The organism is Pseudoxanthomonas sp. X-1, assembly GCF_020042665.1.
GTDB classification, from domain to species: domain Bacteria; phylum Pseudomonadota; class Gammaproteobacteria; order Xanthomonadales; family Xanthomonadaceae; genus Pseudoxanthomonas_A; species Pseudoxanthomonas_A spadix_A.
Map to the genome: position 1 here is coordinate 2578761 of NZ_CP083376.1, position 26626 is coordinate 2605386.

The window sequence follows — 26626 nt, forward strand, 5'->3', positions numbered from 1 at the left end:
TGCGCTTGTCCTTGCCCAGCCCAGCGCCATGTCCCACATCGAACTGCAGCACCCCAACCACAAGTCGCCCGAGCAGACCCGCCAGGCCCTGGAGGAAGTGGCCGGCAAGCTGCACGCGCGCTTCGGGGTGAGCCATCACTGGGACGGCGACACGCTGGCCTTCAACGGCGCCGGCGTGGACGGACGCATCACCATGCGGCCCGGCGCGCTGCACGTCACCGCCGAACTGGGCTTCCTGCTGTCGGCGATGAAGGGACCGATCGAGTCGGAGATCCGCCGCGTGCTGGGCGAACGCTTCGCCTAGCGCCGGTCGGGCGCGCCTGCGCGCCGGCATTCGACGCCACGATCACCGGCCGCTGCGGACACTGCCCGCCATCGTCCCGTCCGCACCGGAGTGATCCAATGGCGACCAGGAAAACCCAGGGCCCGCGCCCGTCCGAGTTCGAACCCTCCCTGCACGAGCAGGCCGAGCGCCTGCAGGCGTCCCTGGGCGAATCGGCCCAGCAGATCTGGCTCGCCGGTCTGGGCGCCTTCCACCGCGCCCAGACCGAGGGTGGCAAGCTGTTCGACACCCTGGTGCGCGAAGGCAGCAAGGTCGAGGCGCGCACCCGCGATGCCCGCGCCGGCCTGGCCGAAAGCGTCGAGGACGTGCGCAGCCGCGCCGGCGAGACGCTGGGGCGCATGGACCAGACCTTCCGCGCCCGGGTCGGCGAGGCGCTCAAGGCGCTGGAGGTGCCGACCCGGCGCGAGCTGGGCGCGCTGGCCGACCGCATCGATGCGCTCAACCAGAAGCTGCGCGCGCACAACGAACGGCCCACCGCCGGCGCACGGGCGCGACGCTCCGCGGCGCGTTCGACCCCGGCCGGCCCCGCCCCGGTCCCGCCCAGGGCCACCGCGAGCCGGCCGGCGCGCAAGCCGGCCGCACCGCGCGCGCCCGCCCAGCCGACGGCCGCGCCACCCAGCGACCCGATCGAATAAGCCGCCGGCGCCGCTGCATGCACCGCGCGCCTTCAGACCGACCGTGCTGTCAGCCGATCGCGGCCCTGCGCGGCCCGGTCGACCCCACGGTTGCCCGTAGAATGCCCAGCCTGCTTTTGTGGATGTGCGCCTCATGCCGTTCTGGTTGATCGGGACCCTCGTGGCCCTGCTGGTGGGTCTGGTCGCCACGGCGTATCTGTGGCTGGTCCGTCGCCGCCTCGATGAGACCCAGGCCGGCCTGCAGGCGCTGGCGGCCATGCGCTGGCGCGACTTCACCCGCCTGGTGCTCTCCGCGCTGCAGCGGCGCGGGCTGGAGCGGGTGTCGTTCGAACCCGAGGACGTGCGCAACCAGCACCCCAGCCTGCTGCTGGGCGATGCGCAGGGCCGGCACTGGCTGCTGAGCTGCAAGCACGGCACCGCCTACCGCATCGGGTCGGTGGCGATCGACGAACTGGCCTCCGAGGCGCGCCTGCGCGGCGCGCAGCACAGCATCCTGGCCACCCAGGGCCTGGTCGATGCCGGCGGTCACGAGAAGGCGCAGCGCTCCAATGTCGAAGTGCTCGACGGCGGCAAGCTGTGGGTGGAGGTCAAGCCGATGCTGGACGGCGCGACCGTCCAGAGCATCACCGGCCAGGCCAACCTGAGTGCGCGCCGCCGCATCGGCCTGAGCTGGATCGCCGCGCTGCTGCTGGGCGTGCTGGTCAGCGGCCTGCCCACGCTGCTCGATTCCGAACCGGCGCCCGCTCCGGCGACGGTCGCACCCCCTCCCGCCGCCGCGCCCGCGCCCTCGGCCGCCCCGGCCACCAGCGCGCCGGGCCCGGCGTCCGCGCCGCCGACCGAAGCGCAGCTGACCCAGCAGCGCAGCGCCGTCGCCAAGGCGTTGGCCAAGGCCGGCGGCCTGCGCCAGCCGGCGTGGATTTCCGGCTCGACCCTGTCGGTGGACCTGCTCGCGGGCGAGGAAATGGTCATGCCGGTGGTCTGCGCCGAACTGGCCAAGTACCCGGACCTGGCGCTTTCGCGCGTCCAGCTCAACCCGCGCCCGGGCAGCGACGAACGCGTGCGCTGGCGCCAATGCGAAGCGGCGATGGCGACGCCGGCACCGGTCCCGGCGCACGCGCCGTCGCGTTAGACGGCGCCCGCGCCGCGCTCCCGGACAGCACCCTCGGTCGTCATTCCCGCGAACGCGGGAATCCAGGGACTTTCACGCAGCGAACCTGGAGATGCCAGGCCCCGCCGCTGCGGGAATGACATCCAATCTGCGCGCCCTCCCGGGCGCGCACGCTCACCGCCCACCAGGCGAGAACCGCGCCACCAGGTCGTAGGAATCGCCCAGGAACACCTGGGTCACACTGGTCACCGGTTGCTCGCCGCGCCAGGTGCGGCGTTCGATCACCAGGCAGGCGGTGCCGGTGGGCACCCGCAACCGCCGCGCGCGCGCCGCGTCCAGGCCGATGGCGCTGATGCGGTGTTCGGCGCGGGTCCAGCTGACGTGCTGCAGCAACCAGCTGCCCGGCGCGGTCTGCGAAAAGTCCACGTCCACGGCCTCCGGCGCGGCCGCCGGATTGATCAGCCGGTCCTCCAGCGCCAGCGGCCGGCCGTCGGCCAGGTGCAGGCACTGCAGCGCGAGCGTGCGTCCCCCGCCCGCCATCTCCGCTTCGCGTGCATCGCCCTGGCGCGGCGGGCGCAGCTGCCGCGCCAGCAGCTGGAACTCGTAGCGATGGCCGCGCGCGGCGACCTCGAACGGGATGTCCGGGATGTCCAGCGCCACCTGTTCGATATGCGGATGCGGGCGCGCGACAAACGAGCCGGCGCGGCGGCGGCGCTCGATCATGCCGGCATCGGCCAGCAGGCTCAGCACCTTGCTCACGGTCATGCGCGCGCAGCCGTACTGCGCCATCAGCGCGTGTTCGGACGGGATGCGGTGGCCGGGCGGCCATTGCCCGCTGTGGATGCGGCCCTCGATGTCGTCGCGGATGCGCTGATGCAGCGAACGCGCCGGCGCCGGCGGGGCCTGCGGCTCGCTCATGCGCGCAGCACCCGGTCCAGGGCGGTGGCGTAGCGCGTGGCCACCGCCGCGGCGTCGACGTGGCGCCCGTCGCGCACCACCAGCCGCCCCTGGCGCCAGACCTGGCGCACCGCGCCGCGGCGAGCGGCGAACAGCCAGCTGTCCAGCCAGGCATCGCCCTGGCGCGCGCGCAGCGCCGGATGGTCGGCATCCAACTCCACCAGGTCCGCGGCGGCGCCGACCCGCAGGCCCGCCTCCACGCCCAGCGCCTGCGCGGCGCCGTGCAGGGCCTGCTCGAACAGCCAGCGCCCGCTGGACACGCCCTGCCCCTGCGCCAGCACGTTGCGCCCGCGCGCGACCAGGCGCTGGCCGTATTCGAGCAGGCGCAGCTCCTCGGCCGCATCAATCAGCACATTGGAATCCGAGCCCACGCCGAAGCGGCCGCCGGAGCGGGCGAAGTCGCGCATCGGAAACAGGCCGTCGCCCAGGTTGGCTTCGGTGATCGGGCACAGGCCGACCACGGCGCCGGCCTCGACCATGCCCTGCACCTCGTCCGCTTCGACGTGGGTGGCGTGCACCAGGCACCAGCGCGCGTCCACCGGCGCGTGGTCCAGCAGCCAACGCACCGGGCGCTGGCCCGACCAGGCCAGGCAGGCCTCCACCTCGCGCGTCTGTTCGGCGATGTGCAGGTGCACCGGCCCGCGCGCAAGCGGCAGCAGCGCGGTCAGCTCCCCGGGCGTGACCGCGCGCAGGCTGTGCGGGGCCAGGCCGAGCACGCCATCGCCCAGCGGCGCGATCGCCGCCGCGCTGGCCTCCAGCAGGCGGGCAAACCCGTCCACGTCATGGATCAGCCGCGCCTGCGCGGGACTGGGCGGCGCACCGCCGAAGTCGGCGTGGGCATAGAACACCGGCAGCAGGGTCAGGCCGATGCCGCTGGCCTGCGCGGCCGCGGCGATGCGCCCGGCCATCTCGCCCGGATCGGCATAGGGCCGACCGTCGGGGCCGTGGTGCAGGTAGTGGAACTCGCCCACGCGGGTGAAGCCGGCCTCCAGCATCTCCACGTAGGCCTGCTCGGCGATGGCCTGCAGGCTGTCCGGGTCCAGCCGCTGCACGAAGCGGTACATCAGCTCGCGCCAACTCCAGAAGCTGTCGCCGGCCGCGCCACCGACTTCCGTCAGGCCCGCCATGCCGCGCTGGAAGGCGTGGCTGTGCAGGTTGCCCAGGCCGGGCACGACCACGCCCAGGCGCACGTCGCCCGGCTGCGCGGCGCTGCCCGCCTGCACCGAGGCGATGCGCCCGCCCTGCGTGCACACGCGCACCGCACGCGCCCAGCCCTCGTCCAGCAGGGCGTGATCGATCCAGAAGCAAGCGGCTGGCGCCATCGGGGTTCCTCGACTGGACAGGCTGCGAAGGCCGGTCTTATTGTATAGACAAATGCGCTCCTGACGAGATGCCATGCCCCTGCGCTGCGACACGCTCTGGCACCACGCCCACCTGGCCACGCTCGATGCCGACGACGGCACCTTGGGCGTGCTGCGGAACGGCGTGATCGCCGCGCGCGAGGGCCGCATCGTGCATGTCGGCCCGGCCGACCGGGCGCCGGACTTCGACGCGGCCACGCGCATCGACTGCCAGGACCGCTGGATCACGCCGGGCCTGATCGACTGCCACACCCACCTGGTCTATGCCGGCAACCGAGCCGGCGAGTTCGAGCAGCGCCTGGCCGGCGCCAGCTATGCCGACATCGCCCGCGCCGGCGGCGGCATCGTCTCCACCGTGCGCGCCACGCGCGCGGCCGACGACGACGCGCTGATCGCCGCCAGCCTGCCGCGCCTGGATGCGATGCTGGGCGAAGGCGTGACTACGCTGGAGATCAAGTCCGGCTACGGCCTGGACCTGGAGCATGAACGCAAGCAGCTGCGCGTGGCCCGGCGCCTGGGCGAGCTGCGCCGGGTGGAGATCGTGCCGACCTTCCTGGGCGCGCACGCGGTGCCGCCCGGCATCGAGGCGCAGGCCTACATCGATGAGGTCTGCGGGACGATGATCCCGGCGGTCGCGGCGCAGGGCCTGGCCGAGGCGGTGGACGTGTTCTGCGAGGACATCGCCTTCTCGCCGGCACAGGCGCGGCAGGTGTTCGAGGCCGCGCGCGCACATGGCTTGAAGCTCAAGATCCACGCCGAGCAGCTCAGCAACCAGCACGGCGCCGCGCTGGCGGCGCAGTACGGCGCACTGTCGGCCGACCATATCGAGCATCTGGACGCCGACGGCGTCGCCGCGATGGCCGCGGCCGGCACCGTGGCCGTGCTGCTGCCGGGCGCGTTCTACTTCACCCGCGACACGCTGGTGCCGCCGATCGGGGCGCTGCGCGCGGCAGGCGTGCCGCTGGCGCTGGCCACCGACTGCAATCCCGGCACCAGCCCGCTGACCAGCCCGCTGCTGGCGATGAACCTGGCCGCCACGCTGTTCCGCATGACCGTGGACGAGTGCATCGCCGGCTTCACCCGGCACGCCGCGCGTGCGCTGGGGCGGCAGGACCGGCTGGGCCGGCTGCGCGCGGGCTTGGACTGCGACCTGGCGATCTGGGACATCGAGGCGCCGGCCGACCTGGTCTACCGCATGGGCTTCAATCCGCTGCATGCGCGCGTGTGGCGCGGGCAGCCGGCATGAGGCCGTTTTTCGTACAACCCGAACGACCGGAGTATTCCGCGTGACCGACTCTCTTGTGCTGCGCCCCGGCGCGGTCAGCCTGGCGCAATGGCGCGCCGTGTATCGCGGCGCGGCCGTGCGGCTCGATCCCGCCTGCCACGACGCGGTCGCGCGCAGCGCGCGGACCGTGCAGGCCATCGTCGACACCGGCGCGCCGGTGTACGGCATCAACACCGGCTTCGGCAAGCTGGCCACGGTGCGCATCGCCGATGCCGACCTGGCCACGCTCCAGCGCAACATCGTGCTCTCGCACGCCGCCGGCGTCGGCGAGCCGATGCCCGCGCCGGTGGTGCGGCTGATGCTGGCGCTGAAGCTGGCCAGCCTGGCGCAGGGCGCCTCCGGGGTGCAGCCGGCCACGCTGGCGCTGCTGGAGGCCGTGCTCCAGCGCGACGTGCTGCCGCTGGTGCCATGCCAGGGCTCGGTCGGCGCCTCGGGCGACCTGGCGCCGCTGTCGCACATGGCCGCGGTGATGATCGGCACCGGCGAGGCGTTCTTCGAAGGCCAGCGCCTGCCGGCCAGCGAGGCGCTGGCGCGGGCCGGCCTGGCGCCGTGCGTGCTGGGCGCCAAGGAGGGCCTGGCCCTGCTCAACGGCACCCAGTACTCGACCGCCTACGCGCTGGCGGGGCTGTTCGAGATCCAGGACGTGTTCCAGGCCGCGCTGGTCACCGGCGCGCTGTCCACCGAGGCGGCCAAGGGCTCGGACACGCCGTTCGACCCGCGCATCCACGCCCTGCGCGGCCAGCCCGGGCAGATCGCCGTGGCCGACGCGCTGCGCGCGCTGATGGCCGGCAGCGCCATCCGCGAATCGCACCGCGAGAACGACGTGCGCGTGCAGGACCCGTACTGCCTGCGCTGCCAGCCGCAGGTGATGGGCGCGGCGCTGGACGTGATGCGCGCGGCGGCGCGCACGCTGGAGATCGAGGCCAACGGCGTGTCCGACAATCCGCTGGTGTTCACCGACACCGGCGAGGCGCTCAGCGGCGGCAACTTCCACGCCGAGCCGGTGGCCTTCGCCGCCGACATGCTGGCCATGGCCGTGTGCGAGATCGGCTCGATCAGCGAGCGCCGCATCGCCATGCTGGTCGACCCGGCGCTGTCGGGGCTGCCGGCGTTCCTGACGCCGCGGCCGGGCCTCAACTCCGGCTTCATGATCCCGCAGGTCACCGCCGCGGCGCTGGTGTCGGAGAACAAGCAGCGCGCGATGCCGGCCAGCGTGGATTCCATCCCGACCTCGGCCAACCAGGAAGACCACGTCTCGATGGCCGCGCATGGCGCGCGCCGGCTGCTGGACATGGCGCGCAACGCCGCCAACGTGGTCGGCATCGAGCTGCTCGCCGCCGCGCAGGGCTGCGATTTCCACGCGCCGCTGGCCTCCAGCGCCGCGCTGGAGGCGGTGCGGGCGAGGCTGCGGGCGCAGGTGCCGACGCTGCAGGAGGACCGCTACTTCCATCCGGACATGGTGGCCGCGACGGCGCTGGTGCGCGGTGGCGCGCTGGTCGAGGCCATCGGGATGGACGTATCCGGGCTGCCGGGCGTGGATGGGGCGACGTGAGCGCGCTGCAGCGAGGTTTCGGCATGGCGCGCAAGTCACTGGATCCCCGCGTTCGCGGGGATGACGCATTCAGGCTTTACGACGTGGCCGGAGGCGCAGACGCATGAGCGGTCTTCCCGGCTGGCTGGAACTTCATCGCGGCCAAGCGCCGCTGATCGTCAGCTTTCCGCATACCGGCACCGAGCTCCCGGCCGGGCTCGAGGGCGACTTCGTCTCGCCCTGGCTGGCGCGGCGCGATGCGGACTGGCATGTGCACCAGCTCTATGCCTTCGCCCGCGCGCTCGGCGCCACCACGCTGCGCACCGCGATCAGCCGCTCGGTGATCGACGTCAACCGCGACCCTTCAGGCGTCACGCTGTATCCGGGCCAGAACACCACCGGCCTGTGTCCCACCACGACCTTCGACGACCAGCCGCTCTATCGTGACGGCCTGGCGCCGGACGAGGACGACATCGCGCGCCGGCGGGAGACCTGGTTCGCCCCGTACCACGATGCGCTGGCCGCCGAGATCGAACGCCTGCGCGCGCAACACGGCTGCATCGTGGTCTACGACGCGCACTCGATCCGCTCGCGCATCCCGCACCTGTTCGAAGGCGAGCTGCCGCAGTTCAACATCGGCAGCAACGACGATGCCGCCTGCGACCCGGCGCTGACCGATGCGGTCGAGCGCGTCTGCGCCGCCAGCGGCCTGAGCCATGTGCGCAACGGCCGCTTCAAGGGCGGCTGGATCACGCGCCACCACGCCCGGCCCCGGCACGGCGTGCATGCGATCCAGATGGAGCTGGCTTGCCGCGGCTACATGGACGAACCAGATCCGGTCACCCCCGAGAACTGGCCCACGCCGTTCTCGCAGGCCCGCGCGCAGGCCGTGCAGGACACGCTGCGCGAGGTGCTCGCCGCCTGCCTGGACTTCGCACGCACCCATCCCCTCGCCCATCGCGCGCCCGCCGTGGGCGCACCGTCCCATCACCAGGACTCCCCATGACCCGTCGCGATCCGTCCCGCCGCATCCAGGCCCCGACCGGCCCCTCGCTCACCGCCAAGAGCTGGCTGACCGAGGCCCCGCTGCGCATGCTGCAGAACAACCTGCATCCCGACGTGGCCGAGCGCCCGGAGGAACTGGTGGTCTACGGCGGCATCGGCCGCGCCGCGCGCGACTGGGAGAGCTTCGACACCATCGTCGAGACGCTCAAGCGCCTGGACGACGACCAGACCCTGCTGGTGCAGTCGGGCAAGCCGGTCGGCGTGTTCCGCACCCATGCCGATGCGCCGCGCGTGCTGATCGCCAACTCCAACCTGGTGCCGCGCTGGGCCAACTGGGACCACTTCAACGAATTGGACCAGAAGGGCCTGGCCATGTACGGCCAGATGACCGCCGGCAGCTGGATCTACATCGGCGCCCAGGGCATCGTGCAGGGCACCTACGAGACCTTCGTGGAGATGGGCCGGCAGCACTACGGCGGCGACCTGTCCGGGCGCTGGCTGTTCACCGGCGGCCTGGGCGGCATGGGCGGCGCGCAGCCGCTGGCCGCGGTGATGGCCGGCGCCTCGTGCCTGGCGGTGGAATGCCGCAAGAGCAGCATCGACATGCGCCTGCGCACCGGTTACCTGGACACTTGGACCGATTCGCTGGACGAGGCGCTGCGCCTGATCGAGGACTCCTGCCAGGCCCGGAAGCCGCTGTCGGTCGGCTTGCTCGGCAACGTCGCCGACGTGCTCGCCGAACTGCTGGCGCGCGGCGTCAAGCCGGACCTGCTGACCGACCAGACCTCCGCCCACGACCCGGTCAACGGCTATCTGCCGCAGGGCTGGACGGTCGAACAATGGGACGAAAAGCGGGTGTCCGCGCCGAAGGAGGTGGAACAGGCCGCGCGCGCCTCCATGGCCCACCACATCCGCGCCATGCTCGGCTTCCATGCGCTGGGCGTGCCGACCGTGGACTACGGCAACAACCTGCGGCAGATGGCGTTGGAGGAAGGCGTGGCCAACGCCTTCGACTTCCCCGGCTTCGTCCCCGCCTACATCCGCCCGCTGTTCTGCCGCGGCGTCGGCCCGTTCCGCTGGGCCGCGCTGAGCGGCGACCCGGAGGACATCGCCAGGACCGACGCCAAGGTCAAGGAACTGATCCCCGACAATCCGCACCTGCACCGCTGGCTGGACATGGCGGCCGAGAAGATCCGCTTCCAGGGCCTGCCGGCGCGCATCTGCTGGGTCGGGCTGGGCGATCGCGACCGCCTGGGGCTGGCGTTCAACGAGATGGTGCGCACCGGCGAGCTCAAGGCGCCGGTGGTGATCGGCCGCGACCACCTGGACAGCGGCAGCGTCGCCTCGCCCAACCGCGAGACCGAGGCGATGGCCGACGGTTCGGATGCGGTCTCGGACTGGCCCCTGCTCAATGCGCTGCTCAACACCGCCTCGGGCGCGACCTGGGTGTCGCTGCACCACGGCGGCGGCGTCGGCATGGGCTTCTCCCAGCATGCCGGCATGGTCATCGTCTGCGACGGCACCGACGCCGCCGCCAAGCGCATCGCTCGCGTGCTGTGGAACGACCCGGCCAGCGGCGTGATGCGCCATGCCGATGCCGGCTACGACATCGCGATCGACTGCGCGCGGGAGAAGGGCCTGGATCTGCCGGGCATTCTGGGATGAGCGCTGAGGGGGGTTGAACGGAGCGCAGGTCGTCGCTGCGCGCGGACGTCCCTGGGTTCCCGCGTTCGCGGGAACGACGAGCTCAGGCCCCGTTGGGCCGACCGTTATCGCGGCAACAATGTCGGCAGCCTGTCAGCCGCTATGGACTGCGGTCCATGCGGCGACACCCGTCCCACGCGCACTGGGCTACCCTGCCCCGCCGTCTCCCGCCCCGCCGCATGTCCCCGTCCGCCTCCCACACCTATCGCCTGGCCCTGCGGCCGACCGACGAACAGACCACCTCGGCCGAGCTGATGCGCACCGCGCAGCGCGTGCTGCTCGCGCTGGACGCGCGCGGGGTGTCGATCGTCCATCTGCGCCGCCCGCCGCTGCAGGACGCGCAGGGGCTGTACGTCGAAGCCGTGGCCTCCGGCCCGGAGGACTGGTACCGCGACGTGGACGACGCCCTGCTGGCCGAGGGCCTGCGCAGCGAACTGCAGCCCTGACCGCGTTCGCGGGGGTGCGAAAACGACAACGGCCCGGTCTTCCGACCGGGCCGTTGCATTTACACCGCAGTGCGCCGGATCAGCGCTTGCTCACGCCCATTTCCTGCAGCAGGTTGTCGGCATGGTCCAGATGGTCCATGACCCACAGCATGTAGCGCACGTCGACCTGGATGGAGCGGTTGAGCTTGGGATTGAACAGCCAGTCGCCGCTCACCGATTCCCAGTTGCCGTCGAAGGCCAGGCCGACCAGCTGGCCGTTGCCATCCAGCGCCGGCGAACCGGAATTGCCGCCGGTGATGTCCAGGTCGGCCAGGAAGTCCACCGGCAGCGTGCCCTGCTTCTTCGAGGCGTACGGACCGAAGTCCTTGGCCTTGATCGCATCCAGCTGCGCCTTGGAGGCGTTGAACGGCACCTCGCCGGTGGCCTTCTCGACGATGCCCTCGGCATGGGTGAACGGCGCGTAGCTCACCGCGTCGCGCGGCGCGACGCCCTGCACGTTGCCGTAGGTCACGCGCAGCGAGCTGTTGGCATCCGGATACACCGGCAGCTTCTGCGAATCCTTCCACGCAATCATTGCCTGCATGTAGCGCGGGCGCAGCTTGGACAGCACGCCATCGCGCGTGTCGGCCTCGTCTTCCAGGGTCTTCAGCTGCGGCAGCAGGGCCGCGGCCAGCTTGAGCATGCTGTCGTCCTGCGCGGCCAGGGTCTTGGCGTCGTCCTTGAAATAGGCCAGGCGGGCCTGGCCGTCGCCGAGCTTGCTGCCGGCGTACAGCGCGGCCACCTTGGCCTTGATCGCCGCCTCGTCGCGCGCCCCGCCCAGCCAGGCGTCCAGCGCCGGCAGGCGCTGGGCCTGCGGCAGCTTGACGTAGCGCAGCAGCGCATAGGTCAGGAACTGCTGGTCCACGCCGGCGTCGTAGCGGCGGTCCATCTGCTTGAGCGCGCCCTCGATGCGTGCCTCGTCGCGCTTCTGGTAGCCCGGCTCGCGCTCCATGTCCGGCTTGGCGCGCTCACCCGCCAGCCGGGTCAGGCGCAGGCCGGTGGAGAACAGCGAGGAACGCTGCAGCAGGCTGAGGTCCAGGTCGCGCTCGCGTGTGGCGGCGGTGCCGGCCAGGGCCTGCTTGAGCTGGGCGATGTCGCCGGCCAGGGCCTTGGCGTCGGCGTCCTTGCGCGCGGCCAGCCAGGCGTCCAGCTGCGCCTCCTGCTGCTGCTTGACCGCCACCGCGTCGGCGCGGCGCAGGCCTTCGAGCTGGCCGCCGAAATTCTTCAGATAGTTGTTGAGGCCGGCCACGGTGTTGGCGTACTTCACCCCGACTTCCGGGTTGGCCTTGGAGGCGGCATCGATGATGGCCAGGCTGTCCTGGTAGATCTTGATCTGGGTCGGGTACTGCCAGTCGATGGCCGACCGCACTTCCTGCGCCAGGCGATAGCGGTTGGTGCGGCCCGGATAGCCGACCACCATCACGTAGTCGCCCTCCTCCAGGCCCTGCGGATTGACCTTGAGCACGTGCTTGGGCTGGTAGGGCACGTTGTCCTTGGAGTATTCGGCGGACTTGCCGTCCTTGGACACGTAGGCGCGCAGATAGCTGAAATCGCCGGTGTGGCGCGGCCACATCCAGTTGTCGATGTCGCCGCCGAACTTGCCGATCGACTCGGGCGGCGCGTAGACCAGGCGCACGTCCTTGATCTCCAGCTGGCGGATCAGCTGATAGCTGTAGCCGCCGTGGAAGGTGTAGACATCGCAGCGGTAGCCGTCGCGCTCGCAGCCCTTGACCTGCGCCTTGATCGCCTGCTCGATCGCCTTGTAGCGATCCAGCGGCGCCATGTCGTCGCGCAGGCCGCCGGTGATCTCCTGGGTGACGTCGCGGATCTCCTCGGTCACGAACACGCGCATGTCGGGCGAACCGGGCAGTTCCTCGCCGACGCTCCTGGCCAGGAAGCCGTCCTCGATCAGGTTCTTCTGCGGCGTGGAGTTGTACTGCAGCGCGCCGTAGGCGCAGTGGTGGTTGGTGACCACCAGACCCTGCGGGCTGACGAAGGAGGCCGTGCAGCCGCCCAGGCTGACGATGGCGCCCATCGGATAGCCGGTCAGGTCGGTCAGCGCCGCCGGGTCGAGCTTGAGCCCGTGCGCCTTGAGGTCGCCGGCGATCTTGGGCAGCTGGGCCGGCTGCCACATGCCTTCGACGGCCAGGGCGGAGGGAATGCAGGTGGCGGCGATGGCGGCCGACAGCAGGAGACGACGCATGGGTAACCTTTCCGAATTGTTATCTAGTAACACTAACCCGCGCCGCGGACGAACCCATGTGCCGTTGGTCACTGCGGCGCCCGACATTCCTGTCAGGCAGTCCCCAGCGCCCGTGGCGGCCAGGCGCCCGAGGACACCGGACGCAGCGCCGCCGAGGTGCGGAACGCCTCGAAGGTCCGGGTGATCAGCGCCGGGTCCACGTCGCGGGTGATGAAGACCAGGCGCGAGCCGCGATCGTCATCGGGCCAGGCCGGCAGGGCCTGCGCCGGATGGAACAGCTGCTGGACCGCGTGCACGGCCAGCGGCCCCGCCTGGCCCTGTACGTGGACGATGCCCTTGAGCCGCAGCAGGGCCGGGCCGAGCATGGCCACCAGCGTGTCCAGCCACAGGCCCAGCACCTGCTCGGCGATGGGCTCCTCGATGCGGAAGCAGAAGGCCTGCACGTGGTCGTCGTGGCGATTGGGGTCCGGCGCCATCGCCTGCGCATCGAGCTGGCGCATGCCGAGCTGGAAGGCGAAGGCCGGCGCGGCCGCCAGCGGCAGATAGGCCTCCTCGTTCAACCAGGCCACCACGTCCGGCTGCTTGCCCTCGACTGAGAACAGGCCCAGTCCCAGCAATGCCGCCGCCGGCACCCGTCCATGGCGCACGCGATGGCGCGGCGCGGCCGGATTGAGCCGGCGCAGGCGCTGCTCCAGCGCCACGCGCGCCGCGTCCTCCACCAGGTCGTCCTTGGTCAGCAGCAGCACATCGGCGATGGCCACCTGGCGCACCGCTTCCTCGTGCCGGTCCAGGCTGGCCTGGGCGGTGGCCAGATCGACGGTGGCCACCACGCCGTCCAGCACATAGCGGCCGGCCACGTCGGGATGATTGAGCAACGTGTGCACGATCGGCACCGGATCGGCCAGGCCGGTGGTCTCGATGATCACGCGCCGGAACTGGCGCCGCCCCTGGCGCGCGAAGCGCCACGGTGCATCGCGCAGCACCTCCACCAGGTCGGTGCGCACGTTGCAGCACAGGCAGCCGCCGCCCAGCTCCAGCACGGTCTGCTCGCGGCTGTGGACCATCAGAAGATGGTCCAGCGCCATCTCGCCGAACTCGTTGACGATCACCAGCGCGTCGGCCAGCTCCGGCTGGCGCACCAACTGGTTGAGCAGCGTGGTCTTGCCGCTGCCCAGGAAACCGGTCAGCAGCGTGACCGGAATCTGTTCCGGCTCGCGCACCGCGCTCATGCCGCCTGCTCCAGCGGCGCGCCGGCCCAGGCCACCGCGTCGTGCGCATGCAGGCTCTCGGCATGGGTGACCTGCACGCCGGGCCGCGCGTAGCGGCCTTCCAGCGCCGCGAGGATGCGCCGCGCCGCATCCTCGACGAACATCAGGTTGGCGCCGTTGGCGATGGCGAAGGCCTGCTCGTCTTCGCGCTTGACCGCCGTCTGCACCGGCGTGCCCAGCGCCGCCTCGACCCGATCGATCAGGGCCAGCAGCCCGAAGCCCGCCGCTTCGGCCGGCACGTCGATGGCCACCTGCGCCACGCTGCGCTGGCTGTGCGGCGTGGCCAGGCTGGCGTTGGCGCTCAGCCAGCGCGTCACCTCCTGCGTGTCCACCGAGGCATGCGCCTGGAAATCGCGCAGGAAGGCATCGGCCACCACCGCCCGCGCCAGCGCCGCCGAGCACGGACAGGTGGACGAATACGTCACCGCGACCTGCACGCGCAACGCCAGGCCACCGGCATCGAGCCTGGCCGCGATCCGCACCGGATAGGTCTTCCAGCCGGCCAGCCCGGGCGTGCGCAGCGCGGGCCGGCGCACGGGCAGCGCCAGGTCCAGCCGCACCCGCGCGCGGCGGCTGCCGCAGTCGGCGTGGCTGTGGATCATGGCGCTGAGCAGGGCCTGCACCCGCGCGGGGCCCAGCGGCGCCTCCACGCCGAGGTGGTCCAGCTGACGATGCAGCCGCGACATGTGGATGCCCTTGGCGCGCGCGTCCGGCAGGTCGACCTGTGCGTCCACGCGCGCGTCGAGCAGGCGCTGGCAGCCCGGTTCGTCCAGCCGCAGCGGCAGGTCGATGCCGCCCATGCCGACCCAGGACAGCGGCGCCGGCTGGGACGGCGATTCATCGAGACAGACATCGGGCAACGGCAGCGACATGGACCTGGAAAACGAAGAAGAAGGAAGGGGCACGCGGCACGAAGCGACGTGTCGGAAGGACCTCAGTCCGCTGCAGGCCAGCCCGGGAAGGGATTGGGCCACTGCAGCCAGGCGTGGACGCCGCGCGCCATCTCCGCATCGGTCAGCAGGCAGGCGTCGAAGCGCGCGCACAGCGCGTCGCGGTCCATGTCCATGCCGATCAGCACCAGCTCCTGGCGTGCGTCGCCGACGCCTTCGACCCAGTGCGCACGGATCGTGCGCACATGGTCCGGATCGTCCGGCCAGCGCTCCGGCGGCACGGCCGCCCACCAGTAGCCGGCGGCCTTGTGCCGGGCCACCGCGCCGGCCTGCGACCACTCGCCGGCCAGGGTCGGATGGCTGGCCAGCCAGAAGTGGCCCTTCGAACGCAGCACGCCGGGCCATTCGCGGTTGACCCAGTCGTGGAAGCGCTGCGGGTGGAACGGCCGGCGCGCGCGGTAGACGAAGCTGTCGATGCCGTATTCCTCGCTCTCCGGCACGTGCTCGCCGCGCAGCTCCTTGAGCCAGCCCGGCGCGGTGGCGGCCTGGTCGAAGTCGAACAGGCCGGTGTCCAGAACGCGCTCCAGCGGCACCACGCCGAACTGCGCCGGCTCGATCCGCGCGCGCGGGTTGAGCCCGCGCAGGATCGCCATCAGCCGCTGGCGCTGTCCGGCATCGACCAGGTCGAGCTTGTTGAGCACGATCACATCGCAGAACTCGATCTGCTCCACCAGCAGGTCCACCACCGTGCGCGCGTCCTGCTCGCCCAGCGATTCGCCGCGCCGCTGCAGGCTGTCGCGCGAGCCGTAGTCGCGCAGGAAGTTGAACGCGTCCACCACGGTGACCATCGTGTCCAGCCGCGCGACCTCGCCCAGGCTGCGGCCGTCGGCGCCTTCGAAGGTGAAGGTCTCGGCCACCGGCAGCGGCTCGGAGATGCCGGTGGACTCGATCACCAGCTGGTCGAAGCGGCCGGCGCGCGCCAGGCGGTCGACCTCGACCAGCAGGTCCTCGCGCAGCGTGCAACAGATGCAACCGTTGCTCATCTCCACCAGCTTCTCGTCGGTGCGCGAGAGCTCGGCCCCGCCCTGGCGGACCAGGTCGGCATCGACGTTGACCTCGGACATGTCGTTGACGATCACCGCCACGCGCCGGCCTTCGCGGTTGTTGAGGATGTGGTTGAGCAGGGTCGTCTTGCCGGCGCCGAGAAAGCCGGACAGCACGGTGACGGGCAGCTTGGGAGCGTGGGAATGGGAAGAGAGCGACATGGCGATGGCTTGGTGGGGAGCCCGGCGCGCCGCAGCGGCGTGCGTACTTGGGCGAAGGAGGTGGACCGAGGCTAGCTGAGGCTCAGTGCCTTTTTGTTACTTTATAACATTTTGGGACAGGCACTCAAATCGTGACGAGGCGGCGCGAGCCCCTGTGCCGCTGCTTCAAGCGCTCTGGGTCACGAGCCGACTCCGGCTCCGACTGCGCCTGTCAACCTGATTGACTTATTCAGAGTTCACAGCAAAGATGCGCCCCTTCCGGCGCCGCTGAAACCGTCGCCTCCTCTGCCCGTCCTGTTCGACGGCGGCGTTGTCGCCGCCGAGGGCAGGCGCGCGCCCTGCTCTTTGCGATCCACGCTCGATGACCCAGATGCCGCTGCGCTCCCCCCGCCTTTCCCGCCTGCTGGCGCTCGCCGCCGCCACCGCTGGCCTGGGGGTGCTCCCGGCCCAAGCCGAGGACGCTCCGCTTGACCAGGCCACCACGCTGGACACCGTGCGGGTCGCGGCGAAGCGCAATGAAGCCCTCGAACAGGCGCACCAGGCGCTGACCCGCGTCCCTGGCGCGGGCAATGTGATCGACCTGACCCAGGTAGGCGATGGCCGCGTGGCCGGCACCGCCGACGTGCTGGCCTACCAGCCCGGGATCTACGCGCAGTCGCCGGGCAACGAGGGGGTCAAGGTGTCGATCCGCGGCTCGGGCCTCAACCGCGCGCCGGGCGCGCACGCCTCGGGCGTGTCGGTCTCGCTGGACGGGCTGCCGCTGACCTTCTCCGGCGGCACGCCGTACGAACTGATCGAACCGCTGTGGATGAGCCGGGTCGAGGTGCTGCGGGGAGCCAACGGCTTCGATCGCGGTGCGCTGACCCTGGGCGGGGCGATCGATTACGTCAGCCGCAGCGGCCTGGATTCGCCCGGCACCGAGCTGCGCCTGGAAGGCGGCAGCTTCGGCTACCGCAATGCCAGCCTGGGCCTGGGCGGCGTCGCGGGCGACTTCGACTATTACCTCAACCTGGTCGACAGCCGCACCGACGGCTACCAGGCGCACGCCAGCGGCAGCGGCAAGGGCGCGATGGCCAACTTCGGCTGGCAGCTCGGCCCGGACCTCAGCACGCGCCTGATCCTGCGCTACCGCGAAACCGAGCACGACACGCCCGGCCGCCTGACCCGCGCGCAGCTGCGGGACGATCCGCGCCAGGCCAATCCGGCCAACCTGGCCATCGACGCGCGCCGCCCGCAGCCGGGCAGCACCTGGATCGGCAACGTCACCACGCTGCGCATCGACGAGGCCTCGACCCTGCAGGCCGGGCTGGTCTATCACCACTTCCCGATGGACCTCAACGAGAGCCTGTACCGCCAGCAGCTGGACTACAGCGACCTGGGCGCCACGCTGGACTACACCCACCGCCACCGCCTGTTCGGCCGCGACAGCGTGACCACCGTCGGCCTGCGCGTCACCCACGACCTGGACGCCCATGTGCGCGAGACCCTGCGCTTCGCCCGCAATGGGTATCCGGGCGGCACGCTGACGCGGCGCTTCGAACACCTGGGCACCGATGCGGTGCTGCACGTCGGCAACGACCTGGCGCTGACGCCGGCGCTGCATCTGATCACCGGCCTGGCCGCGGTGCATACCAACCGCGAGGTCGCGGTGACCTGGCCGGCCAGCGGCGGGCGCCTGAACGCGCACGACTGGGACAGCGCGCCGCGCCTGGGCTTCACCTGGCAGGCCCGCCCGCAGCTGCAGCTGTTCGGCAACCTGAGCCGCTCGGTGGAGCCGCCGCATCCGTGGTCGATGATCTGGGGCTCGCCGTTCTATTTTTCCGCCGGCAACGGCCCGGCCAGCGGCCGGCAGAGCACGCCGGTGCCGCTGCGCAACCAGACCGCGACCACGCTGGAGCTGGGCGCGCGCGGCGAGAGCGCGCTGGGTCGCTGGGAGCTGACCGCCTACGACGCGCAGGTGCGGCATGAACTGCTGAACGTGGAACTCCAGCCGGTGCCCAACCTGGTGGTCGCCGAATCCAACGCCAGCCCCACCCGCCATCGCGGCCTGGAGGCCGGGCTGGACAGCACGCTGTGGCAGGCCGACGCCGGCCGCCTGTCGCTGCGCCAGGCCTACACCTTCAGCGATTTCCGCTATCGCCACGATGCGCGCTTCGGCGACAACCGCCTGCCCGGCCTGCCGCGGCACTACTACCAGGGCGAGCTGCGCTACGACCATCCTTCCGGCGCCTACGCCGCGCTCAACGCCGAGTACGCCTCGAGGATGGCGGTGGACTACGCCAACAGCTTCTGGGCCGATGCCCACGTGATCTTCGGCGCGCGCATCGGACTGGACGCGCCGGGCGGGCGCTGGCAGACCTGGATCGAGGCCCGCAACCTCGGCGACCGGCACTACGCGGCCACGGTGACGCCGGGCTATGACGATGCCGGCAGCGATGCGGCGCGCTCGACGCCGGGCGAAGGCTTCGGCGTCTATGCGGGGCTGCGGCTGCGCTTCGACTGAAGCACAGGCCGCTCAGCGGCCGAACACGCCTTCGACGAAGGCGTGCGCGGCGAAGCGCTCGCCGATCAGCCGATGCGTGGCCGTGTCCGGATGCAGGCCGTCGGGCAGCGGCAACGCCTCTGCGTCGGCCTGCCCGTACAGGGCCAGGCCATCGAGGTAATGCAGGTTCGGATCCTGCGTGCGGCGCTGGGCGACCAGGTCGGCCAGCGTGCGGCGGATCACCTGCAGCGTCAGCTTGCCGCGCGCGACCTCGGCCGGATCGCCGGAGGCCAGCAGCCGCCATTGTCCGCGGGCGAGCGCGGCGGTGTCGGGCAGCGTGGGGCCCGGCGTGGTCTCGTGCATGGGGCACAGGATCGGCGAGACCAGCAGCAGCGGCGTGTCGGGGTGGCCCTCGCGGATGGTGTCGAGGAAGCCGTGTACCGCCGGCCCGAGCGCACGCAGGCGCATCAGGTCCATGTTCACCAGGTTGATGCCGAGCTTGAGGCTGATCAGGTCGGCCGGCAGGTCGCGGACCGTGCGCGCCACGAACGGATCCAGCAGCGCGCTGCCGCCGAAGCCCAGATTGGTCAGCGCCACGCCGCCGCGTGCCGCCGCGATCGCCGGCCAGATCGCATGCGGCGCCGTGGCGTTGCTGCCGTGGCTGATCGAACTGCCGTGATGCACCCAGCGCCGCTGCGTGCCCGCGGGCACGGCATGCAGCGGGGCATCGCTGTGCAGGGCGATCAGCTCCACTGCCTCGTCATGCGGCAGCCAGAGCGTCAGCGTCTTCTCGCCTTCGGGCAACGCGCCGAAGCGCAGCACGCCAGGCGCGCCGGCCTCGCGCACCGCGCTGCCGGCCGCCATGTCGATCGTCAGCACGTGGCCGCCGGGCAGCGTCGCCTGCGCCAGCACTTGGTCACCCTGCATGAGGACGTACATGCCGTCCGGCCGCGCAGGCAGGCCGACGTAGCGGCGTCGCGTGCGCAATGCCTCCAGTTCGACCGCGGTGGCGCGCGTGCGGAACATCAGCCGCACGCCCGAAGGCTGTGCCTCGACCATCGCCAGCTGCGGATCGCCGCACTGCGCGCGCGCCCATGCCGGCAGCCGGTGCGGCACCACGCCCAGCGCGGTGGATTCGATTTCGACGACGCCATGCAGCAGCGCGGCGGTGATGGGTGTGGCGATGGGAAGCGGGGTCATGCGAACAGCTTCAGGTACGGCGTGTCATGCCCAGTGTATGGCCCGAACCAAGGAAGGCCTGCATGCGCCCCCGAATCGACCGGGCGTCTTTCACGAAGCACCGATCAGGCGTCCCAGCAGATCGACTTCGACGTGCTTCGACGCGGCACGGCGCCCGCGCCGCGCGCATGGACCGGTTCCACCACCCAATCGATGAATGCACAGCTTGAGGTCGGGATGGCGGCAGGCCGACGACGTGCTCGAAGTCATCACGTTGCCCGAGCGCCAGCTCGAAGCGGTCCTTTCGATCAAGGACGACGTCTTCCCGCAGCCGCCCCATCCCGCCTGCACAGCGGTGGGCGCCTTGGCTGCCGGGCCTTCCAAAGGCCGCGGATCCACGCTGGCCCGGCCTTGCCCGGGCGCTGAACCGCCGCTTCACACCCTCATCGGCCAGCGGCGGAAAACCGGAAACCGAAAGGTTGCCGACAGCTAGGCGGGCCCATGCTCGCCGCCGCGATCCACCCTGCCCGGAGCTGCATCATGCGTGCCGTCCGTCCCACCTCCCCCGCGCGCGTACCGCGCGTCCCCGCCCTGCTGGCGCTCGCGGTGGCCGCCACGCTGAGTGGCTGTCCGCAGACCGAGACCGCCGCCCCGGCGCCGCCGGCGCAGGCCGCGCTGCCGCCCGCCGCCGCGCCGGCACCGGCCGCGTCCCTGCCCGATGCGCAGACGCTGTATCGCCTGGTCGCGCCGATCGCGCTGTTCCCCGATCGTCTGGTGGCCCAGACCCTGGCCGCGTCGGTCTATCCGGTGCAGGTCACCCAGGCCGACCAGTGGCTGCACGACCAGGCCGGCCTGTCGCCGGAGGCCAGGATGCAGGCGGCCAACGCGCAGCCCTGGGATCCGGGCGTCAAGGCGCTGACCCAGTTCCCCGATGTGATGGACCAGCTGGCCGGCAACCTGCCCTGGACCACGGCACTGGGCCAGGCCTACGCGGCCGAACCCGGCGACGTGCTCGATGCGGTGCAGGTGATGCGCCAGCGGGCGCAGGCCTCGGGCCACCTGCGCGACACCGCCCAGCAGCGTGTCCGCGTGGTCCGCACCGAGGCGGTCCCGGCCGGCACGGTGGCGACCGTCGTGCCTCCGCCCCCGACCACCATCATCATCGAGCCGGCCGAGCCCGAGCGGGTCTATGTGCCGCGCTACGACCCGGATGTGGTCTATGGCGAGCCGCTCTACGTCCACCGGGTGTATGGCTACCGGCCGCCGCCGGCCTGGAGCACGGGCGACCTGCTGGCCACCGGCGTGGTGTCCTTCGGGCTGGGCGTGCTGGTCGGCAACGGCTTCCACGGCGGCTGGGGCGGCCCGCCGCCGCCTCCGCCGCCGCCCTGGGGCTGGCAGGCCTGGGGCGTGGCCTGGCATGCGCCGCCCGGCATCCCGCCTTACGTCGCTTACCGGCAGCAGCGCTTCGCGCCACCGCCAGTGGTCGTCCAGCACATCGACAACCAGCGCACGACGGTGCAGAACATCCATTACGACCTGCATGGCCATGCGACGGTGATCAACAACAACGGCACGCTGGTCGGCGCGCCGCAGCATTTCGGCGCGCCCGCGCCCGGGACGGCCATGGCGATGCCGCACTTCAATCGCGCCATGTGGCAGGCCGGGCAGCCGGTACATGCGCCGCCGGCCATATCCGGGATGGCACAGGCGCTGCCGGCCAGGTTCAGCGCGCCGCGTCCGGCGGCGCCGACCCCGCCCGTTCCCGCTGGCGAGCGTCTGGCGGGGTTCCATGGCAACCCGCCGCCGCATGTGCCCATGCCGGCGCCGCGTGCATTCGCGATCAACACACCTGCGCCTCAACAGGCGCGGATGGACATGGCGCGCGCGGCGTCGATGAGCCGTCCGGGGCCGGGCGACGAACGGCACGCGCGGCACGAGGCGCCGGCGTCGTTCGCGCCCCTGGCCGCCAGCGCGCGTGCGCCGGCGCCGATGCCGCGCTGGGAGAACGCGCGTCCGGCGCCACCGCGCGCCGAGCCGCGCCCCGAACAGCCGATGCGCATGCCGCCGCCGGCCTGGGCGGGCCGCCAGAGCGAGCGGTCGTTCCCGGCCCGGATGCCGCGCCCGCCGCAGCATGGCAACGACCATGCCGGCAACCGTCCGCTCCCGCCGCACGACAACAAGCGGCATCACGAGCATGGCTGAGCGCAGGCGCCTCGTCTGATCGAGGGATCGCGGCGCCTGCGCGCCTAGACTTCGGAGGCGCGGCGGTCCGGCGTGCGGAGGCTGCTTTTTCCTTGTCAGATCATCTGCCCCGCCTTTAATGCCCTCTCGTCGTTCCCGCGAACGCGGGAACCCAGGGACTTTCGCTCGGTGCACCGAGAGCAGGCTTTTCTCGCGATCCTGAGGTCGCGTTGCAGTTGAGCGTCTTGGCTTCGGAAGGGCAGCGGTCCGGCGGGCGGGGGCCGCTTTTCCCTCAATCAGGGCATCCTGCCCTGATTCGGGCGCTCGGCATCCTGCCTCGCTAGGCGCGGCCCCCGCCCGCCGGACCGCTGCTGCGCGCATCACGCCGAGGACTTCGGATCGAAAGTCGAAAGGCGTTCCGATCCATCAGCCGGGGCCTCGATCTGGCCGGTTAGGCAGAGAGCGAGAGCATGGACGGTTCGTAGCAGCAGCAGGTGCGATCAGTCTTTGCGAATCCCCCCATCCCTGTGGGAGCCGCCATGGCGGCGATGGGGCTTCCCCGGTAGAGCCTCATCGCCGCCATGGCGCTCCCACCTGTAGAGCGGAGCTCGCTCCGCTGCTCTTCGTTCGGTTCGTGGGGAAGGCCCCAGCGGAGCGAGCTCCGCTCTACAGACGGGCGGCTGCTGGAGTTGAGGAGACAGTTGCTCCCACCGCAGCATGAAGCGCGGTCAATCCAACCCATCTCAGAGGCGGCCTGGATGGCGGATCGAGCCGAGGAGCCGCGCCCGGCCAGGTCGAGGCTGGTTGGCGAAGTCCGTGCCCCCACGCCGCGCTTCAACGAAGAGCCAAAAACAACGAAGGCGGCATCGCTCGATGCCGCCTTCGTCTCAACGCTGCCGCAGTCGCCGGCTACTTCGCCGGCGTCACCGGCTTGGCGGGCTTCACGTAGGTGTCGAACCAGTTGAGCATCTCGTAGACCTCCTGGGCGTTGGACTCCAGGGCGGTGTACCAGTGCGGCTCGTGCGGCAGCATGACCAGGCGAGCGGTGCCGCCGTTGCCGCGGATGGCCTGGTAGAGCTTGATCGACTGGAACGGCTCGGTGCCGGGGTTGGCGTCGTCCTCGCCGTGCATCAGCAGCAGCGGGCGCTTGATCTTGTCGGCATAGAAGTACGGCGAGGCCTTCAGGTACACGTCGCGGGCCTGCCACAGCGAGCGGCGCTCGTTCTGGAAGCCAAACGGAGTGAAGGTCTTGTTGTACGAGCCGCTGGTGGCCATGCCGGCGCGGAACAGGTCGGTGTGCGCGATCAGGTTGGCGGTCATCAGCGCGCCGTGGCTGTGGCCGGTGACGCCGATGCGGTCGCGATCGACCACGCCCAGTTCCACCGCCTTGTCCACCGCCGCCTTGGCGTCGGCGGTGAGCTGCTCCAGGTAGGTGTCGTAGGCGGTCTTGGGATCGCCGACGATGGGGAAGCTGGCGTTGTCGATGATCGCGTAGCCGGCCAGCAGCAGCAGGCGGTAGTACGGCAGGCGGGTGAAGGTGTTCTGCGAACCACTCACCTGCCCAGCCTGGGCGCTGGAGGCGAAGTCGGCCGGATACGCGTACAGCACCGCCGGCAGGCGCGTGCCCTCCTTGTAGCCGGGCGGGGTGTAGAGGGTGAAGGACAGGTCCAGCCCGTCGGCGCGCTTGTAGGTGACCAGGCGCTTCTTGATCTGGCGCACTTCCGGCGTCGGGTCGGGCAGATGGGTCAGCGCGCTGGCCTGCGAGGCGAACTGCGCCTCGCCTTCGGGCGCGTCGGCCAGCGGCTGGCCCAGCGTGCGCAGGTAGGCGTTGGGCGGATCCATCAGCGACTGGTGCCAGGTCAGGAACTGGCCCGAGCTGGCGGTGAAGCCGAGGAACTGATCGTAGTCGTCGCTGCCGCTGCGGAACAGGCGCTCGCTCTTCAGCGAGTCCAGGTCCAGCCGGTCCAGGAACGGCCGGTCGCCCTGCGGCGAGGCGCCCTGCCCGCGCAGGAACACGCGGTTGCCGTCCTGGCGCACCACGACCGCGCCATTGGGCAGGCGCCGGTACACGAACATGCCCGGGTCCTTGTACAGCTCGTCGCTGGACATGTCCCACAGCACGCGGCCCTGATCACCCGGCTTGTCGATGTCCACGATGCGCGTGGTCTGCCAGTGCCGGTTCTCGTCGGACTCGAACAGGAACGACACCCCCGGCTGCGCGGTGAAGGCATAGCCGGAGAAGCGCTGCGCGGTGCGCGTGACCTCCACCGGCGCGGCGGTGAATGGTGCCTTGCGCATCAGCACGCGGTCGCGATGCGGCACGGTGACGTTCCAGTCGCCCTTGTCCAGCGCCTCGGCGTAGAGCAGCGTGGCCGGCTCGGTGGCGCGCCAGCCGAACTCGCGCGGGCCTTCGGGCACGCCGTGCACCGGCACGCGGTCGGCCAGCGGCAGCCGCGCGATCAGCGTGGACTTGCCGCTGGACACGTCCAGCACCGCCACGTCGCGGGCGAAGCGCTGGTAGGTCACCGCGTGCGAGTACGGCGCCTGGATCGCCTCGGTGCGCACATGCACGCCATCGGGCGCGCCGTCGACGTCGTCGTAGATCGCCGGGGCGCCGACATCGCGCACCTGGCCGCTGGCCGCATCGACCACCGCCAGCTGCGAGGTGCCGTAGTAGACGAAGCGCGCCTCGTCCAGCGGGCTCTTGAGCGTATCGCGCGCCTCGTAGGTGCTGCTCTCGCCCTGCCCGCCCAGCGACTGCTGGATGTCCGGGCCGGAGGCGCCATCGTCGACCGGCGCGGGGCCCTGCCCGGCCGGCACGCGCTTGACCAGCAGCGTCCTGCTGCCGTCCAGCCACTGCACGGCACTGTTGAAGATCGGGTTGAGCGCCACGCCCGGCACCGGGCGCGCCTGGCCGCTGCGCGCATCGCCCAGCCACAGCTCGACCGTGGTCGGGGTGACGTTCTGGAAGGCAAACCGGGTGCCGTCCGGCGACCACATCGCCGTGCCCGGGCAGGCGCCGGCGGGCAGCGCGACCTTGCGGGTCTGGCCGCTGGCAATGTCCACCAGGGTGAAATCGGCCACGCAGGCGGGGATGCCGTAGCCGGCCTGGGTGTCGTGGCGGCTGCGGTTGGCCGGCTCCAGGCGCACGCCGGCCAGCTTGTAGTACGGCCGCGCGACGCGCTCGATGGACGGATAGGTCTGCGCGGTGGTCAGCAGCAGGCGCTGGCCGGTGGGATCGACGCTGGGCGTCGGCGGCGGCGGCGCCTTGAGCACCTTGAGCAGGTGTTCGGGCGGCGCGTCGTAGCCGGCCAGGGCCGGGCCGGTGGCGCAGAGGCCGATCAGGCCGGCGGCGAGCGCCGTGGACCAGCGCTTTCCTTGAAGCTGCATGTCATTCCCCGAGGGCGAAAAGGACGCTGCCGCGCAGCGATGCCACGCAGCCGCCCGACTCTAGCACCGGCCTGGCGCGCCTCCCCTGGGCCGAAAGTCAGGCCCGGTGGCCTGGCCGCAACGTGCGGCCTTCCCCCGAATCGCGGTCCATCGGCTAGGCTTGCCGGCCATGTCGCTCGCCCCCCTGCCCCTGAAGACCGTCCACGCCACGCGCTACGTCACTCCGCTGCGCGAAGGCGGCTCGCTGCCCGCCGTGGTGGAGGCCGACGACGACGGGATGTATGTGCTCAAGTTCCGTGGCGCCGGGCAAGGCCCCAAGGCGCTGGTCGCCGAGCTCATCGCCGGCGAGCTGGCGCGCGCGCTGGACCTGCCGGTGCCCGAGATCGCTCTGGTCGAGCTGGACCGCGAGTTCGCCCGCACCGAGCCCGATCCGGAGATCCAGGACCTGATCCGCGCCAGCGAAGGCCTCAACCTGGGCCTGGACTACCTGCCCGGCGCGCTCAACTACGACCCGGCGGCGATGGCGGTCGAGGCGCAGCTGGCCTCGCGCATCGTCTGGTTCGACGCCTTCATCAGCAACGTCGACCGCACCGCGCGCAATCCCAACCTGATGGTCTGGCATCGCCGGCCCTGGCTGATCGATCACGGCGCGGCGCTGTACTTCCACCACGACTGGGAGCACGCCGGCCAGGCCTGCGAGCGCCCGTTCGTGCTGATCCGCGACCACGTGCTGCTGCCCTTCGCCGACCATATCGCGCAGGCCGATGCCGAACTGGCGCCGCGGCTGACCGATGCGCTGATCGAGCGCATCGCCGCGGCCGTACCCGACGCCTGGCTGGAGGGCGAGCCGTTCTTCGCGGACGTGGCCGCGCATCGCCAGGCCTATGTCGACTACCTCAAGCGGCGGCGCGACGCGCGCGCCGCCTTCGTGCAGGAGGCCATCGATGCCCACGCTGCACACGTATGACTATGCGGTCATCCGCGTGGTGCCGCGGGTGGAGCGCGAGGAGTTCATCAACGTCGGGGTGATCGTCTCCTGCCCCGGCGCGCGCCAGCTGCAGGCCGCGGTGGAGATCGACGAGCCGCGCCTGCGCGCCTTCGCCCCGGCGCTGGACCTGGAGACCACGCGCGCCTGGCTGGACGCGCTGGTGGCGGTGTGCCGCGGCGATGCGGGCGCCGGCCCGGTGGCGCAGCTGCCGCCGCGCGCGCGTTTCCACTTCCTCACCGCCCGGCGCAGCGCCATCGTCCAGGTCTCGCCCACGCACGTGGGCCGCACCACCCGGCCCGAGGACCTCGTCGAACATCTGCTGCAGCGCATGGTGCGCGTGCCGCGCTAGAAACGGCGCGCGCTGTG

21 protein-coding genes are annotated in these 26626 nt (G+C 71.6%); 13 read left to right on the forward strand and 8 right to left on the reverse strand.

The features are described from left to right. Window positions 1-28 precede the first annotated feature (28 nt). From LAJ50_RS11415 to LAJ50_RS11425, 3 genes are all read left to right on the forward strand, one after another. Complete coding sequence (locus LAJ50_RS11415) at window positions 29-304, forward strand: polyhydroxyalkanoic acid system family protein (protein WP_138655481.1); 276 nt, start codon at window positions 29-31, stop codon at window positions 302-304. A 98-nt stretch (window positions 305-402) separates the two neighbouring features. Then, a complete protein-coding gene (locus tag LAJ50_RS11420; RefSeq protein ID WP_224096306.1) occupies window positions 403-978 on the forward strand; it encodes a phasin family protein in 576 nt (191 codons plus the stop codon). 133 nt (window positions 979-1111) lie between these two features. Continuing rightward, window positions 1112-2107 (forward strand): restriction endonuclease, encoded by a 996-nt coding sequence (locus LAJ50_RS11425; protein ID WP_138655096.1) that lies wholly within the window; start codon window positions 1112-1114, stop codon window positions 2105-2107. A 153-nt stretch (window positions 2108-2260) separates the two neighbouring features. Here the strand turns inward: LAJ50_RS11425 and hutC are convergent, their stop codons facing one another. Beyond that, entirely contained in the window at window positions 2261-3004 is a 744-nt protein-coding gene (gene hutC, locus LAJ50_RS11430) for a histidine utilization repressor (RefSeq protein ID WP_138655098.1), read from the reverse strand. Continuing rightward, window positions 3001-4365, reverse strand: a complete 1365-nt coding sequence (locus tag LAJ50_RS11435) for a formimidoylglutamate deiminase (protein WP_138655100.1) — start codon at window positions 4363-4365, stop codon at window positions 3001-3003. Before LAJ50_RS11435 ends, hutC begins: the two co-directional genes overlap by 4 nt. A 79-nt stretch (window positions 4366-4444) precedes the next feature. Here LAJ50_RS11435 and hutI point away from each other — a divergent pair, with 79 nt between their 5' ends. The 5 genes from hutI to LAJ50_RS11460 all read left to right on the forward strand — a co-directional run bounded on the left by hutI (window position 4445) and on the right by LAJ50_RS11460 (window position 10375). Then, entirely contained in the window at window positions 4445-5650 is a 1206-nt protein-coding gene (gene hutI / locus LAJ50_RS11440; protein ID WP_138655124.1) for an imidazolonepropionase, read from the forward strand. A gap of 40 nt (window positions 5651-5690) precedes the next feature. Continuing rightward, window positions 5691-7241, forward strand: a complete 1551-nt coding sequence (gene hutH, locus LAJ50_RS11445; protein ID WP_138655102.1) for a histidine ammonia-lyase — start codon at window positions 5691-5693, stop codon at window positions 7239-7241. A 103-nt stretch (window positions 7242-7344) separates the two neighbouring features. Beyond that, window positions 7345-8226 carry an N-formylglutamate deformylase gene (gene hutG, locus LAJ50_RS11450; protein WP_138655104.1) on the forward strand — a complete coding sequence of 294 codons (882 nt, stop codon included), beginning with the start codon at window positions 7345-7347 and terminating at the stop codon, window positions 8224-8226. Further along, window positions 8223-9890, forward strand: a complete 1668-nt coding sequence (gene hutU, locus LAJ50_RS11455; RefSeq protein WP_138655106.1) for a urocanate hydratase — start codon at window positions 8223-8225, stop codon at window positions 9888-9890. Before hutG ends, hutU begins: the two co-directional genes overlap by 4 nt. 218 nt (window positions 9891-10108) lie before the next feature. Next, the gene (locus tag LAJ50_RS11460) at window positions 10109-10375 is read left to right on the forward strand and encodes a hypothetical protein (protein WP_138655108.1); all 267 of its coding nucleotides are present in this window, start codon (window positions 10109-10111) and stop codon (window positions 10373-10375) included. 79 nt (window positions 10376-10454) lie between these two features. Here LAJ50_RS11460 and LAJ50_RS11465 read toward each other — a convergent pair whose 3' ends face one another. From LAJ50_RS11465 to zigA, 4 genes are all read right to left on the reverse strand, one after another. Continuing rightward, complete coding sequence (locus LAJ50_RS11465) at window positions 10455-12617, reverse strand: S46 family peptidase (RefSeq protein WP_138655110.1); 2163 nt, start codon at window positions 12615-12617, stop codon at window positions 10455-10457. 92 nt (window positions 12618-12709) lie between these two features. Beyond that, on the reverse strand, window positions 12710-13846 hold the full coding sequence (locus LAJ50_RS11470) for a GTP-binding protein (RefSeq protein ID WP_138655112.1): 1137 nt from the start codon (window positions 13844-13846) through the stop codon (window positions 12710-12712). Then, the gene (gene folE2, locus LAJ50_RS11475; RefSeq protein WP_138655114.1) at window positions 13843-14757 is read right to left on the reverse strand and encodes a GTP cyclohydrolase FolE2; all 915 of its coding nucleotides are present in this window, start codon (window positions 14755-14757) and stop codon (window positions 13843-13845) included. The genes LAJ50_RS11470 and folE2 overlap by 4 nt, the downstream gene beginning before the upstream one ends. 62 nt (window positions 14758-14819) lie before the next feature. Then, window positions 14820-16040: a zinc metallochaperone GTPase ZigA gene (zigA, locus tag LAJ50_RS11480; protein WP_130552559.1), complete on the reverse strand. Its 1221-nt coding sequence runs from the start codon at window positions 16038-16040 to the stop codon at window positions 14820-14822. A gap of 370 nt (window positions 16041-16410) precedes the next feature. Here zigA and LAJ50_RS11485 point away from each other — a divergent pair, with 370 nt between their 5' ends. Next, a complete protein-coding gene (locus LAJ50_RS11485) occupies window positions 16411-18543 on the forward strand; it encodes a TonB-dependent receptor (RefSeq protein ID WP_224096574.1) in 2133 nt (710 codons plus the stop codon). Window positions 18544-18555: 12 nt separating this feature from the next. On the opposite strand, the gene LAJ50_RS11490 is transcribed toward LAJ50_RS11485, so the two are convergent. Next, on the reverse strand, window positions 18556-19722 hold the full coding sequence (locus LAJ50_RS11490) for an SGNH/GDSL hydrolase family protein (protein ID WP_138655118.1): 1167 nt from the start codon (window positions 19720-19722) through the stop codon (window positions 18556-18558). Between the two features lie 235 nt (window positions 19723-19957). Between LAJ50_RS11490 and LAJ50_RS11495 the strand changes: the two genes are divergently transcribed. Next, window positions 19958-20194, forward strand: a complete 237-nt coding sequence (locus tag LAJ50_RS11495) for a hypothetical protein (RefSeq protein ID WP_138655120.1) — start codon at window positions 19958-19960, stop codon at window positions 20192-20194. A gap of 47 nt (window positions 20195-20241) precedes the next feature. After that, window positions 20242-21903, forward strand: a complete 1662-nt coding sequence (locus tag LAJ50_RS11500) for a DUF3300 domain-containing protein (protein ID WP_224096307.1) — start codon at window positions 20242-20244, stop codon at window positions 21901-21903. A gap of 888 nt (window positions 21904-22791) precedes the next feature. Here LAJ50_RS11500 and LAJ50_RS11505 read toward each other — a convergent pair. Further along, complete coding sequence (locus LAJ50_RS11505; protein ID WP_138651626.1) at window positions 22792-25272, reverse strand: prolyl oligopeptidase family serine peptidase; 2481 nt, start codon at window positions 25270-25272, stop codon at window positions 22792-22794. 190 nt (window positions 25273-25462) lie between these two features. On the opposite strand from LAJ50_RS11505, the gene LAJ50_RS11510 reads away from it, so the two are divergent. Both LAJ50_RS11510 and LAJ50_RS11515 read left to right on the forward strand, forming a co-directional pair. Next, window positions 25463-26239, forward strand: coding sequence for a HipA family kinase (locus LAJ50_RS11510; RefSeq protein ID WP_138651634.1), 777 nt, complete (start codon window positions 25463-25465; stop codon window positions 26237-26239). After that, window positions 26217-26609 (forward strand): DUF3037 domain-containing protein, encoded by a 393-nt coding sequence (locus LAJ50_RS11515; protein ID WP_130553165.1) that lies wholly within the window; start codon window positions 26217-26219, stop codon window positions 26607-26609. Before LAJ50_RS11510 ends, LAJ50_RS11515 begins: the two co-directional genes overlap by 23 nt. The last annotated feature ends 17 nt before the right edge of the window (window positions 26610-26626 follow it).